Origin of the sequence: Microbispora sp. NBC_01389 (genome assembly GCF_045040095.1) — a bacterium.
Lineage (GTDB): Bacteria > Actinomycetota > Actinomycetes > Streptosporangiales > Streptosporangiaceae > Microbispora.
The window spans coordinates 3,118,586-3,131,291 of record NZ_CP109552.1 but is presented as its reverse complement, the minus strand read 5'-3'; the positions used below and the strand labels follow the sequence as shown (position 1 = coordinate 3,131,291).

Below are 12,706 nucleotides of genomic sequence, written 5' to 3'. Positions count from 1 at the left end.
AGGATGCGAGGCGGTGACGCCAGTCTATCGGCGCGGTGACGCGCCCCGCCCGTGGGTGACTCCGGCGATCGGCAGGCGGAGCGCGCCCGGCGCGGCGGCGGGCACCACCGGCCTGACCGGCCGCACCGGCGTGACCCGCCGGTACGGCGAGCCGGGGGCGGGGCGCGGGTCGGGCTCGCCCTTGTTGGGCCACAGCGCCATTGCCCGCTCGGACTGGGCCGTGATCGTCAGCGAGGGGTTCACGCCGAGGTTGGCCGAGACGGCCGAGCCGTCCACGACGTGCAGGCCCTCGTACCCGTAGACGCGGTGGTAGGGGTCGACGACCCCGGTTTCGGGTGAATCGCCGATCGCGCAGCCGCCGAGGAAGTGCGCGGTCGCCGGGACGTCGAAGAGGTCGAGCCAGGAGCCGCCCGGCAGGCCGCCGATCTCCTCGGCCGCGAGGCGTACGGCCCGGTGCCCCGCGGGGATCCAGGTGGGGTTGGGCTCACCGTGGCCGGGGCCCGCCCTGAGCCTGCCGCCCCTGAGCGAGAGCGTGATCGAGTTGTCCTTGGCCTGCATGACCAGGGCGATGACCGCGCGCTCCGACCACCTGCGGTGGTTGAACAGCCGGAGCAGCAGGTGGGGGCGGCGCAGCGCCGCCCCGAGGAAGCTCAGCCAGCGCGGCGCCCGGCCGCCGCCGTCGACCAGCAGCGTGCGCAGCAGGCCCATCGCGTTGGAGCCGTCGCCGTACCGGACCGGCTCGATGTGGGTCTCGGCGTCGGGGTGGATCGAGGAGGTGATCGCCACGCCCCGGTTGAGCTTCCCGCCCTTGGTGTCCGGCCGTTCGAATCCGAGCAGGGCCTCGGAGTTCGTCCTGGTCAGCGCGCCGAGCCGGGGCGAGACGCGCGGCAGCGTGGTCACCCTGAGCCGGTGCAGCAGGTGCTGGGTGCCGTACGTCCCGGCGGCGAAGACCACCTGCGCGGCGGTCAGGGTGCGGGTGCGCCCGAACGGGCCGGTCCGCCGCACCGTGACCGCGTAGCCGCCCTCGACCGGGCGCACGCCGGTCACGGTGGTCTCCGGGCAGATCCTCGCCCCGGCCTTCTCGGCCAGGTGGAGGTAGTTCTTCGTCAGCATGTTCTTGGCGCCGTGGCGGCAGCCGGTCATGCACTCGCCGCACTCGACGCAGCCGCGGCGGCGCGGCCCCGCGCCGCCGAAGTAGGGATCGTCGACCTCGGCCCCGGGCTCGCCGAAGAACACTCCGACGGGGGCGAGGCGGAAGGTGTGCCCGACGCCCATCCGCTCGGCGACCTTCCTCATCACCTCGTCGGCGGCGGTGACGGTCGGGTTCTCCACCACGCCGAGCATCCGCCTGGCCTGGTCGTAGTACGGCCCGAGCTCGGCCTTCCAGTCGGTGATGTGCGCCCACTGGGGATCGCGGAAGAACGGGTCGAGCGGCTCGTAGAGCGTGTTGGCGTAGACCAGCGAACCGCCGCCGACCCCGGCGCCGGCCAGCACCATCACGCCGTTCGTCCCGCGCAGGACGTGGATGCGCTGGATGCCCCTGAGCCCGAGCGCGGGGGCCCACAGGAAGTCCCTGACCCGCCAGGAGGTCTTCGGCAGGGTCGTCTCGTCGAACCGCCGGCCGGCCTCCAGCACGCCGACCGTGTAGCCCTTCTCACTGAGCCGCAGCGCGGCCACGCTCCCGCCGAACCCCGACCCGATCACCACGACGTCGTAGTCCAACGCCCTGCCCTTTCTCGCTTATCCCGCCTTTCTCACTTGAGGCGCAGGCGCTTCATGGTCTTGAGCAGCCCGGCGAGCGTGTCGGCGTACTTCTCGTAGGTCATGCCGAGGATCGGCTCGAAGCCCAGCCAGGTGGCCTGGCTGGCCACCGTCTGCACCTCGGTGTACTTCAGCAGGCCCTCCGAACCGTGGCGGCGGCCGAGGCCGGACGACTTCATCCCGCCCATCGGCGCGTCGTAGGAGGCGTACGCCGAGGCGTACCCCTCGTTGATGTTGACGGTGCCCGCCTTGATCCGGGCCGCGAGCCGGCGGCCCCGCGCGACGTCCCCGGTCCAGATCGAGGCGTTCAGCCCGTACGCCGTGTCGTTGGCCGCGCGGACCGCCTCGTCCTCGTCGTGGAAGCGGTAGAGCGATACGACCGGCCCGAACGTCTCGTCCCGGCAGACCGCCATGTCCTCGGTGACGCCCTCCAGGATCGTCGGCTCGTAGAACAGCGGGCCGAGGTCGGGGCGGGGCCGGCCGCCGGTCAGCACGGTCGCGCCCTTGGCGACCGCGTCGGCGACGTGCGCCGAGACCGCGTCGACCTGCCGCCGGTGGGTGAGCGAGCCCATCTGGACGTCCCAGTCGAGGCCGGCGCCGATCCTCATGTTCTCCGCCGCCCGGACGAACTTGTCACGGAAGGGGTCGGCGACCGACTCGTGCAGGTAGAGCCGCTCCATCGAGATGCAGAGCTGCCCGGCGTTGGTGAAGCAGGCCCTGATCGCGCCCTGGGCGGCCACGTCGAGGTCGGCGTCGTCCAGCACGATCATCGGGTTCTTGCCGCCGAGTTCGAGCGAGCAGCCGACGAGCCGCCTGGCCGCCTCCTCGGCGATCTTTCGCCCGCCGCGCGTCGAGCCGGTGAACGCGACGTAGTCCGCGCCGTCCAGCAGCGGATCGCCGACGTCGTCCGGGTCGCCCAGCACGACCTGCCAGATGTCGCGCGGCATGCCCAGCTCGGCCAGCAGGTCGATGGTCCACAGCGTGGACAGCGGGGTCTGCGTGTCGGGCTTGTGGACGACGGCGTTGCCCGCGATCAGCGCGGGCACCACGTCGGTCACCCCCAGGGCCAGGGGGTAGTTCCACGGGCTGATCACCGCGACCACGCCCTTGGGGTGACGCACCTCGGCTGCGCGCGTGGCGATCGGGAAGATGCCCTGCCTGCCCTGCGGCTCCAGCAGGCCGGGGGCGCGCCGCGCGAAGTAGAGCGAGCAGCCCGCCACGTCGAGGAGCTCCTCGTACGCGTGCCGGCGCGCCTTCCCGGTCTCCCACTGCACGACGTCGAGCAGCTCCCGGCGGCGGTCGAGGATCGCGTCGTGGAGCCGCAGGAAGGGCGTGATCCGCTCACCGACCGGCAGCGCCGCCCACGCCTCCTGCGCCGCCCGGGCCCTGTCGTACGCCGCGCGGACGTCCTCGGGGGTGGAGATCGGGACTTCGGCGAGGAGCTCGCCGGTGAAGGGCGCGAAGATCTCCCTCGTCTTACCCTCGGAGGAGACCTGCGTGAGAATCCGCTCGACCATGGCCGCGTCGAGCAGCCGATTCATGGCACCCATGCCGGAAGAATATTCCGGAGGATCGCCCGTGGCTACCGGTAGGTAACGCCCCCAGGCGCCGCACCAGGGCCGGCGACCGGCCACGCCTGCCCACTCCACCGCCGAGGTCCGATAACCTCCTCGACCGGTAACACGAGGGCGTTCTCGTCGCGCCACCCGGCCAGGCGCCGGAATTAATTCGGACAATTACCGGTGTCGCGGCGGCCGGCCCGCCGCCTACCGCCCTGTCAACCTGACGCCAATACGGTTGACAATACGTACGAGGTTCACACAAAATATCGGTCAGAGGCACTTGGTCGATAGTTGCGTCTTGCTCATGTGAACGGTAGGCGGCGGTCCCGGGGGGCCGGGTACACTCGCCATCGATGCGCTCGCCCGTCACCACACACGAATTCGCGAAACCATCCCGGCAGGAGCAGCCTCAACTATCGCCGCGACATCAGGTTGCAGTCGTTCGGCTCACTGGGGGAACAGATGCAGGTGCGCGCTCTCGGACCACTGACCATACTGGCGGAAGACGGGGGCGAAGTATCCTTACCGCCCAAGCCCCGACAGGTGTTCGCGCTGCTCGTAGCATATGCCGATCATGCGGTTGCCTCTGAACACCTCCTTGAGGAGTTGTGGGACCAGCATCCGCCCCGATCCGCCACCGCCACTCTGCAGACCTACGTAGGCCAAATCCGGCGCGCGGCCAAAAATGCTCTGGGTGACAATTCGACCACGTCCGCCAACGAGATAATTCTCACAGTCGGACGCGGTTATATGTTATCCAGCAAATCACTCCACATCGACCTCCTCGAATTCAAGAGGCTGAAGGAGGAGGGGGAGGAGGCGCTCCGCGCCGGCAAATACACCGAGGCGTCCGCCACCCTGACGAAGGCGCTTGATTTATGGCGCGGACCGAGCTTCGTCAATGTCGATTGCGGTGCCCGGCTCAGCCCGCTCGTCGCTCGGCTGGAAGAATGCAGGTTGAGCGTGGTCGAACATCGGGTCATCGCCGATCTGCAACTGGGTAACCACCATTCTCTGGTCTCGGAACTCGCCGAGCTGACCGCGGCCCATCCGCTGCACGAGAGCCTGCACATGCACCTGATGCTCGCCCTCTACCGGTGCGACCGGCGGGCCGAGGGGCTTGCGGTCTACCGGGACCTGCGTCGCCGGCTGGTGACAGAGCTTGGCCTGGAGCCATCGTCCTCCCTGACGGAGATGCAGCACGCGATACTCGTCGGCGACCGGGCACTGGACAGGCCGCCGGGGACGGAAGCGTACGGGCCGAGCTCGCCGTCCGCTCGCCCTGCTCCGCATCGTCGACTCCGGCCCGAAGGGCAGCTCAGGACCTGCTCACCAGGAGACAGGACCAGGTGAACCCCGCTCCGGCACTGATCACCATCGCGTGGTCCCCCGTTTCGAACCGCCGGTCTTCACAGAGGTCGGCGAGACTGGCGGACGCGTCACCGGCGCCCAGGTGTCCGGTGTCGCGTCCCGCCAGGACGATCTCGGCGGCGGTCACCTCGGCCACGGCGGGCACGTAGGCCGTCTCGATCGTCTTCCGGCCGAGTCTCGGCATCACGACGAACTTCAGGCGGGAATCCTGAGGGGTGAGGTTCGCGTCGGCGAGGCACCTGCGCATGACCCTGAGCAGGCTTTCCCTGCTCGCTCGGGCGAAGGCGTCGAACCCTTCGGCCTCCAGGAAGGCCTTCTTGGTCCTGCGCATGTCGATCCGCGGGCTGATGGAGCGCGGGGCGGCGCTGAAGGGGTCCTTCCCCCGGTGCATGCGCTCCAGACCGGGAGCCGCGACCGTGGCGACGGCGTGCAACCTCATCTGTCCGGGAAGGGGGGCGTCGGGCCTGTGCACGACAAGAGCCGTGGCACCGTCGCCGTAGGCGATGCCGTAGTCGCTCCGCCAGCGGTCGAAGCCCGGCGGGGCGAAACGGTCCGCGGTGGTCACCAGAACGCCGGCCAGCTCCGGGTCCGCCATCAGCCTGGCCACCGCCATCTCGATCGAGGCGGCTCCGCCGTTGCAGATCTGCTGGATTCCGATCGGCAGGGCGTCCGGCAGGTTCAGCCGGTCGGCGATGTAGTGCGCGGGAGACCACAGGTCGTGTCCCTGGTAGTGCATCCAGGCGTGCAGAAGGAGCCCCGGTGCCGGCAGCACCGGCACCGTGTCCAGCAGAGCTCGGCGAGCGGCGAGAACGGCCATCTCCGGTGCGGCGATGCTCGCGACGGGGAGTTGCTCGTAGCCGAGATCCTCCGCGGTGTCCTCCTCGACGGCACCACGCGCGATCGCGTCCTGGACCTTCTCGCAGTCCTGCGGAATCCATGTGCTGAGCCCGCTCAGGCACATCAGCCCCTGCAGTCGCATGAACGTCTCACTCCTTGCGGCATGGCAGATATCTGCTACTAATCAGAGTTCTAACATATGGGGAGGTTCGATGACACGGTCGCCCACCGGGATCGAGGTCACCGACGACACGGCGGTACGAGTGATCACCTTCACCCGTCCGGAGCGGCGTAACGGCATGGACCTGCGGATGTTCCGTGCGTACTACGACGCGCTCGCCGACGCCGCCGCCGATCCGGCGGTCCGCGCGGTTGTCATCACGGGCGCCGGCGGCAGCTTCTGCAGCGGAGCGACCCCCGACCTCCTCGCCGAGCTGGCCGGCGGCGAGGGTCGCGAGGCCCTGGTCGCCACGCTCGGGCACGTGCCCCACCTCCCGCTGACCCTGGGCAAGCCCCTGATCGCCGCGATCAACGGCGGCGCCGCCGGCCTCGGACTGGTGCACGCTCTCTACGCGGACGTCAGGTTCATGGCGCACGATGCTCGGCTGTCCACCGTGTTCAGCCGGTTCGGTCTGGTCGCCGAATACGGCGCGGCCTGGTTGCTGCCCCGGCAGATCGGCGTCGCGAATGCTCTGGATCTGCTGCTGTCGTCGCGTACGGTGACCGCCGAGGAAGCGCTGCGGCTTGGCCTCGTGCAGCACACCGCGGCGCGTGGGGCCGTCCTCGAGACGGCTCTCGACTACGCGCGGGCTCTCGTCGGCACGTGCTCGCCCACCGCGATGGCGGTGATCAAACGGCAGGTCTGGAATGGCCTCCAGCAGGACGCGGCGACGGCCGCCGAAGAGGCCGTCACCCTCATGGCGCGGTCCTTCGAACTGCCCGACCTCAAGGAGGCGGTGACCGCGGTGCGGGAGCGCCGCAAGCCGAGGTTCGCGCCCTACTCCGGCTGATCCGGCACCATCGTCTCCGCTTCACCCCGCGAGTGATCGGCGGGGCCACTCAGATCCCCGACAGGAACGACAAGGAGACAAGCGGATGGGCGCGGAGGCGGTGTACGGCGTGACCGGCAACCCCGAGAAGGCCGAGTACGCCGCCTCCTTCGGCTACGACCGCATCTTCGATTACGAGAACCTGGCAGCGCGACTCGCCGACGCCACCGGCGGCCGGGGTGTGGACGTCCTGCTGGACTCGGTCGGCGGCCCCGTCCGCGCGGCGGGCTTCGACCTGCTCGCCCAGTTCGGACGGCAGGTGATCTTCGGTGACGCCGCCGCCGAGGACGCGACGTTCACCGGCGTGCAGATCTGGGGCGCCTCCAAGGCACTGGCCGGCTTCAACCTCGGCGCTCTGGCACACCAGCGTCCCGAAGCGGTGCGAGGGATGCTGGCGGAGGCCGTGGCCGACGTGGCCGCCGGAGACATCCGGATCGATGTCACCGAGGTCCCCCTGGAGGAGGCGGCCAAGGCACACGAGATCCTTGAGTCGCGCCTGAGCAGGGGCAAGTTCGTCCTGAGGATCGGTCCTGCATAGCAGTCGGATCTCCCACAGGTAACCCTCCCGGCTCGCCCTCGCCACCGGTCGGCCACCGGTCCCCTCACCGGTCTCCGGTGAATCTCCAGCGAACGTCGAGGACGTAGAGATCCAGCCTCGGGCGGGCGTCAGCTCTTTCCATGTCGGACCTATGGCGCATACCGGCAGATTGGTCACCAGATGAGCTGAGCCGAACGGGGATGCGATGACCACCAGTACCGAGGCCAGGCGGGAGACCCGCGACGAATACCGACATGTTGCTCGAGAACTGACATTCGACCAGCCCGTGGAAAGGTCCCTGGTTCACCGTGACGCGGTCGCGGAGGTGTTCGTGACCGACTCCGCGACCGCGGGCACGGACACCTACGCCATCGCGGCCCAGCTGCCCAGAGCGCACAGCTACCACAACGACCATCTCACCGGTTCGGTCCTGACGGATCCCCTGCTTCTGCTGGAGTGCTTCCGGCAGGCCGGGACCGTCGCGGCTCACCGCCATCTCGGCGTGCCTGGGGGTACCGCCTTCCTGATAGCCGACCTGGCCGTCCGGTTCGACGCCGATCGGCTCTTGGCCGATGCCGACGAGGGCCGGGGACCGCGAGAGCTGCTGATTCTCCTGACCGCCGAAGACCAGAGGCGAAATGGCGACCGCCTGCTGAGCACCACTCTCGTCGCGGAGTTCCAGGTGGCCGGACGCCACCTGGGATCAGGCGACATCTCGGCGGCCTACATGCCCGGCGACGGCTACCGCGCCTTCCGCGCAAGGCGCCGGGGATCGCCCGCGCCGATGTCGGACGAGCTGCCGGCGGGCGAACCGGACGCGGCCGTCGCGGGCCACCTCGTGGGGCGCCGACTGCGGGAGAACGTCGTTCTGTGCGACGCCCGCCATCGTCCGGGGCACGCCACCGCCCGCGTCGACGTACCGGTCACCCATCCCAGCCTCTTCGACCACCCCCTCGACCATGTCCCGGCGATGGTGCTGCTCGAAGCGGCCCGGCAGGCCTCCCTTCTGGCTGCCTCTGACGGTGAATCCACCGCCGACCTGCTGCCCGTGGGCCTGCGCGCCCGGTTTCACCGGTTCGCGGAACTCGACGCGCCGATCGACCTCGTCGTGGACGTGTCCCCCGGCGTACCAGACGATCACGCGCACCGCCGCGCGCGTCAGGTGGCAACCGTCGAGTTCCGCCAGATGGACGCGGTGGTCTGCGACATCGACCTGACACTGGCCTCCCTTCACTGACCGGACCGCTGATGCGCCTGCCCCACCCCTACGGGATCGTCGCCGGAGCCTGGTACCCACCGGACCGGCAGACGGTCGACGAAGCGATCGCAGCCGGCGACGTGGACGCCCGGACGGCGGCCGACCTGGGCTATCGCTCGCTGCCGATGAGTCCGGAGAGCAGCCCGCCGGAGATGGCGGTGCTGGCAGGACGCCAGGTCCTGCGGCGCGTCGCCTGTGCGCCCGAGGATCTGTCGGCGCTCTTCCACGCCAGCGTGCACCACCAGGGCCACGACGCCTGGTCCGCGCCGCACTTCATCGCCGATCGGCTCGGCGCCTCCTCCGCCGTGCCCGTCGGACTGCTCCAGCAGTGCAACGGGGGCGCTGTCGGCATCGAACTGGCCGTCGCCTGGCTGGGGCGCGACCCACGGCCCGTGCTCGTCACCACCGCCGATCGGTTCCTGATGCCCAGCTGGCATCGCTGGCGTACGGACTACGGCATGGCCGCCGGCGACGCGAGCACCGCCGTGCTCGTGCATCGGGGAGATCGGTTGCCGGCCGACCTCCTACTGCACTCCATCGTGACCACGGTGGCGTCCGACCTGGAGGTCATGCATCGGGGAGACGACGAACTCAACGCCACACCGCTCGGGCACAGCCCGACGATCGACGTCCGCCGCACCAAACGGAGCTTCATCCGGGCTTTCGGCATCGAGCGGTTCGTCAAGACCGTGCACGACCGCATCCAGACCGCGGTCGTCACCGCGCTCGCCGACGCCGGGCTCGCCCCGGACGACCCCCGGCTGCGGTACGCGGTGCTGCCACGTCTCGGCACCAAAGCCATGGCGGAGGCCTACATTTCGCCTCTCGTCGAGTGCACGCCGGCGCCACTGCTCGACCTGGGCCGTGACACCGGTCATGTCGGAGCCGGAGACCTCAACGCCTCACTCGCCGATCTCGCGGTCGGAGACCGGCTGGAGCCGGGCCAGTTCGCCCTGGTCCTCAACGGGGGAGGCGGCTTCACCTTCACGGCCCTGGTGGCTGGTAGGCCGCTTCCGCCGAAGTGATCACCAACACAACAGGAGTTTTCAGATGACTGACGTCAAGGCCTCCATCTACGATCTTCTGACCAGCAAGTTCGGCGTCCCCGCCGTGCAGCTCGACGACAACGCGACCCTGGAGTCCCTCGACCTGGACTCACTGCTACTCGTGGAGTTCAGCGTGAGCGTGGAGAAGACGCTCGGCGTCATCGTCGAAGAGCAGGAACTGGCCGCGGAACGGACGCTCGCCGAAGTGATCGAGAGCGTCCGATCGAAGCTGCAGGTGGTGCGGTGACGAGCGCCCGCACTCACCGCCTCGACGTCGCCGTCACAGGTCTGGGCCTGATCACGCCCGCGGGCAACGGCGTGGACGACAACGTGGAGCGTGTCTGGTCCGGCAGGTCGACCGCCCGCGGCACCGAGGCACTGGCCGGGCTGCCGGTCGACTTCTCGTGCCAGGTCGAGGACTTCGACGCCGACGAGACGCTCGGGCGGCGCCTGGCCCTGCGTATGGACCGGGTCAGCCATCTGGGCCTGGCCGCCGCCAGGCAGGCGGTCACCGACGCCGGTCTCGATCCCTCCACATGGGACGGCGCCCGGGTCGCCGTGGTGATCGGCACATCGTTCGGCGGTTCGGCGAGCTTCGAACGCGAGCACGAGACCTTCCTGCTCCGTGGCGCGTCTGTGGTCTCACCACAACTCATGACCATGGCGCCGGTCAACATGACGGCCGGCTTCATCGCGATGGACCTCAAGGCGCTCGGACCCAATCAGGTGGTGTCTACGGCGTGCGCCTCCGGAGCGACGGCCATCGGGCTGGGCCGCATGCTGCTGGGGAGCGGAGCGTGCGATGTCGTCCTGGCCGGCGGAGCCGAGGCCGCCCTCACCCGGACGGGGATCGCCAGCCTGGCCAAGATGGGCGCCCTCTCCCGGCGTACGGACGACCCCGCGGGCGCCTCGCGGCCGTTCGACGCGCAGCGGGACGGCTTCGTGGCCGGCGAGGGCGCCGGGGTGCTCGTCCTGGAGCGGGCCGCCGACGCCCGCGCCCGAGGCGCCCGTGTTCGTGCCCACGTCAGCGGATTCGGTGCCTCCGCGGACGGGCATCACCCGTCGGCGCCGCACCCCGACGGAGCCGGCGCGGAACGCGCGATCCGCGCCGCCCTCGCCGACGCGCTCCTCGAACCGCGGGACGTCTCGCACGTCAACGCCCACGGCACTTCCACTCCGATGAACGACGTGACCGAGTCCCGCGTCATCAGCCGCGTCTTCGGTGAGCACCCCGTAGTCACGTCCACCAAGGGGGTGATCGGTCACCTGATCGGCGCCGCGGGAGCGGTGGAGGCGGCCTACACGGTGCTGGCGGTGCAGAACGGATCGGTTCCGCCGACCGCCAATCTCGTCAGCCTCGACGACGACGTGGAGGTGGACGTGGTGGCCAAGGAACCGCGTCGCCTGCGGATCGGCGCGGCGGTGTCCAACTCCTTCGGCTTCGGCGGGCAGAACGCGGTGCTCGTGGTGACCTCCGCGTGAGCCGCTCCGTACTCGTCACCGGAGGCGCCCGCGGGATCGGACGGGCGATCGCCGAAGACCTGGCCGGGCACGGGCACCGGGTGGCGGTGACCTGCCGTCAGGGCACACCTCCGGCCGGTGTCCACGGAGTGACCTGCGACGTCACCGACCCCGCAGCCGTGGAGCAGGCCCTCAGGGAGGTCGCGGCCATCCACGGCGAGGTCGAGGTCCTCGTGGCCAACGCGGGCATCACCCGCGACGCGCTCCTCCTCGCCACACCGGACCGGGACGTCGACGAGGTCCTGGACACCGACCTGCGTGCGGTGATCAGGATGGCCAAGCTCGCGGCACGGGCGATGCTCGGCGCACGCTGGGGGCGGCTCGTCCTGATCTCTTCGGCGGTCGCGTTCACCGGCTCTCCGGGCCAGGCCGCCTACTCGGCCGCGAAGGCGGGACTGGTCGGGCTGGCCCGATCACTGGCCTGGGAGCTGGGGCCGCGCGGGATCACCGTCAACGTCGTCGCGCCGGGGCTGATCGACACCGACATGACCCGCGGCCTGCGGCCCGCGCGGCGAGAAGAGTACCTGGCGGCCACGCCTCTCCGCCGGGCCGGCAGACCAGAGGAGGTCGCCGCGGCGGTCCGCTTCCTCGTGGGAGACGACGCCTCCTTCATCACGGGCGCCGTTCTGCCGGTCGGCGGCGGTCTCGGCATGGGCGTCTGAGATGTACCTGGGGCGAGCGGGAGACCGTGACGCGAGCGCGGGCGGCCTATCAGGCGCCGAACAGACCGGAACGAAGAGGAACCTGACCGAGAGAAAGGTTCAGTCATGCCCGTCGGTGTGATATCCATCGGCTCACACGTCCCCCCACGAGTCGTCACCAACCGCGAGATCGCCGCGTGGACCGGCGCCACCGAGGAGTGGCTCGCCGAACGGACCGGGGTGGTGGAACGTCGGTACGCGGCGGACGAAGACGCCACCTCCGATCTCGCGACCCTGGCCGCTCAGGACGCGTTGGCGGATCTGGAACCCCGGGTGCGCAAGCGGCTGGCCCTGCTCGTCGTCGCCACGTGCACCCCCGACCACCCCCAGCCGGCGACCGCCGCCCTCGTGCAGGACCGGCTCGGCCTGACGGACGTCCCCGCCTTCGATGTCAACGCCGTGTGCAGCGGGTTCCTGTACGCCCTCACGATCACTGAGGCGATGCTCAAGGAACGACCGGACGCGTACGGACTCATCGTGGGCGCGGACATCTTCTCCCGCATCATGGACCGGCGGGATCGCCGGACGGTCTCCCTCTTCGGGGACGGGGCGGGGGCGGTCGTCCTCGGGCACGTTCCCGACGGATACGGGATCCTGGCGAGCCGCCTGCGCTCCGACGGCACACTTCACCACTTGGTGGGTGTCGAGGCCGGCGGCACCCGGAGCCGGCTGGACGAGGACGCTCTCGCCGCCGGCCGGCATCTCTTCCAGATGGACGGGCGGCAGGTCAGGGAGTACGCGATGACGACGCTCGAACGGATCATCGAAGAGACTCTGGCCGACTGCGGCATGAAGATCGACGAAGTCGACCGGTTCGTCTTCCACCAGGCCAACACGCGCCTGCTCGAGTCCTTCGCGGCCACGCTCGGCATCGACTCCGCGCGGGTCGCCCTCACCGCCCCCCACCTGGGCAACACGGCGGCCGCGTCGGTTCCGCTCACCCTCCACCACGCACACCGTACGCAGCCACTGCGACGAGGCGAACTGCTCCTGTTCGCCTCCATCGGAGGCGGCATGACGGCGGGATGCGCCCTGACCAGATGGTATTGAGGAGAGACGACT

General features: G+C 70.1%; 12 protein-coding genes. 9 read left to right on the top strand and 3 right to left on the bottom strand.

What is annotated here, in order from left to right; all coding sequences use genetic code 11:
* Positions 1-24: 24 nt before the first annotated feature.
* Positions 25-1,722, bottom strand: a complete 1,698-nt coding sequence (locus tag OG344_RS14340; RefSeq protein WP_405088632.1) for an FAD-dependent oxidoreductase — start codon at positions 1,720-1,722, stop codon at positions 25-27.
* A gap of 32 nt (positions 1,723-1,754) precedes the next feature.
* A complete protein-coding gene (locus OG344_RS14335) occupies positions 1,755-3,311 on the bottom strand; it encodes a succinic semialdehyde dehydrogenase (protein WP_405088631.1) in 1,557 nt (518 codons plus the stop codon).
* A gap of 474 nt (positions 3,312-3,785) precedes the next feature.
* On the opposite strand from OG344_RS14335, the gene OG344_RS14330 reads away from it, so the two are divergent.
* Positions 3,786-4,676: a BTAD domain-containing putative transcriptional regulator gene (locus OG344_RS14330; protein ID WP_405088630.1), complete on the top strand. Its 891-nt coding sequence runs from the start codon at positions 3,786-3,788 to the stop codon at positions 4,674-4,676.
* Here OG344_RS14330 and OG344_RS14325 read toward each other — a convergent pair.
* Complete coding sequence (locus OG344_RS14325; protein ID WP_405088629.1) at positions 4,642-5,673, bottom strand: ketoacyl-ACP synthase III family protein; 1,032 nt, start codon at positions 5,671-5,673, stop codon at positions 4,642-4,644. The genes OG344_RS14330 and OG344_RS14325 overlap by 35 nt on opposite strands.
* A 70-nt stretch (positions 5,674-5,743) precedes the next feature.
* Between OG344_RS14325 and OG344_RS14320 the strand changes: the two genes are divergently transcribed.
* The 8 genes from OG344_RS14320 to OG344_RS14285 all read left to right on the top strand — a co-directional run bounded on the left by OG344_RS14320 (position 5,744) and on the right by OG344_RS14285 (position 12,694).
* Positions 5,744-6,541, top strand: coding sequence for an enoyl-CoA hydratase-related protein (locus tag OG344_RS14320; protein WP_405088628.1), 798 nt, complete (start codon positions 5,744-5,746; stop codon positions 6,539-6,541).
* A gap of 85 nt (positions 6,542-6,626) precedes the next feature.
* Positions 6,627-7,118 carry a zinc-binding dehydrogenase gene (locus OG344_RS14315; protein WP_405088627.1) on the top strand — a complete coding sequence of 164 codons (492 nt, stop codon included), beginning with the start codon at positions 6,627-6,629 and terminating at the stop codon, positions 7,116-7,118.
* A 205-nt stretch (positions 7,119-7,323) separates the two neighbouring features.
* Positions 7,324-8,355, top strand: a complete 1,032-nt coding sequence (locus tag OG344_RS14310) for a ScbA/BarX family gamma-butyrolactone biosynthesis protein (protein WP_405088626.1) — start codon at positions 7,324-7,326, stop codon at positions 8,353-8,355.
* Between the two features lie 11 nt (positions 8,356-8,366).
* Entirely contained in the window at positions 8,367-9,401 is a 1,035-nt protein-coding gene (locus tag OG344_RS14305) for a ketoacyl-ACP synthase III family protein (RefSeq protein ID WP_405088625.1), read from the top strand.
* Between the two features lie 25 nt (positions 9,402-9,426).
* Positions 9,427-9,669, top strand: a complete 243-nt coding sequence (locus tag OG344_RS14300) for a phosphopantetheine-binding protein (protein ID WP_405088624.1) — start codon at positions 9,427-9,429, stop codon at positions 9,667-9,669.
* Positions 9,666-10,904 carry a beta-ketoacyl-[acyl-carrier-protein] synthase family protein gene (locus OG344_RS14295; RefSeq protein ID WP_405088623.1) on the top strand — a complete coding sequence of 413 codons (1,239 nt, stop codon included), beginning with the start codon at positions 9,666-9,668 and terminating at the stop codon, positions 10,902-10,904. The genes OG344_RS14300 and OG344_RS14295 overlap by 4 nt, the downstream gene beginning before the upstream one ends.
* The gene (gene fabG, locus OG344_RS14290; RefSeq protein WP_405088622.1) at positions 10,901-11,605 is read left to right on the top strand and encodes a 3-oxoacyl-ACP reductase FabG; all 705 of its coding nucleotides are present in this window, start codon (positions 10,901-10,903) and stop codon (positions 11,603-11,605) included. The genes OG344_RS14295 and fabG overlap by 4 nt, the downstream gene beginning before the upstream one ends.
* A 105-nt stretch (positions 11,606-11,710) precedes the next feature.
* Positions 11,711-12,694, top strand: coding sequence for a 3-oxoacyl-ACP synthase III family protein (locus OG344_RS14285; RefSeq protein ID WP_405088621.1), 984 nt, complete (start codon positions 11,711-11,713; stop codon positions 12,692-12,694).
* The last annotated feature ends 12 nt before the right edge of the window (positions 12,695-12,706 follow it).

Coding starts and splice junctions, on each gene's coding strand:
- OG344_RS14335 (WP_405088631.1), bottom strand. CDS start 3,311: ATGGGTGCCATGAATCGGCTGCTCGACGCGGCCATGGTCGAGCGGATT.
- OG344_RS14330 (WP_405088630.1), top strand. CDS start 3,786: ATGCAGGTGCGCGCTCTCGGACCACTGACCATACTGGCGGAAGACGGG.
- OG344_RS14325 (WP_405088629.1), bottom strand. CDS start 5,673: ATGCGACTGCAGGGGCTGATGTGCCTGAGCGGGCTCAGCACATGGATT.
- OG344_RS14320 (WP_405088628.1), top strand. CDS start 5,744: ATGACACGGTCGCCCACCGGGATCGAGGTCACCGACGACACGGCGGTA.
- OG344_RS14315 (WP_405088627.1), top strand. CDS start 6,627: ATGGGCGCGGAGGCGGTGTACGGCGTGACCGGCAACCCCGAGAAGGCC.
- OG344_RS14310 (WP_405088626.1), top strand. CDS start 7,324: ATGACCACCAGTACCGAGGCCAGGCGGGAGACCCGCGACGAATACCGA.
- OG344_RS14305 (WP_405088625.1), top strand. CDS start 8,367: ATGCGCCTGCCCCACCCCTACGGGATCGTCGCCGGAGCCTGGTACCCA.
- OG344_RS14300 (WP_405088624.1), top strand. CDS start 9,427: ATGACTGACGTCAAGGCCTCCATCTACGATCTTCTGACCAGCAAGTTC.
- OG344_RS14285 (WP_405088621.1), top strand. CDS start 11,711: ATGCCCGTCGGTGTGATATCCATCGGCTCACACGTCCCCCCACGAGTC.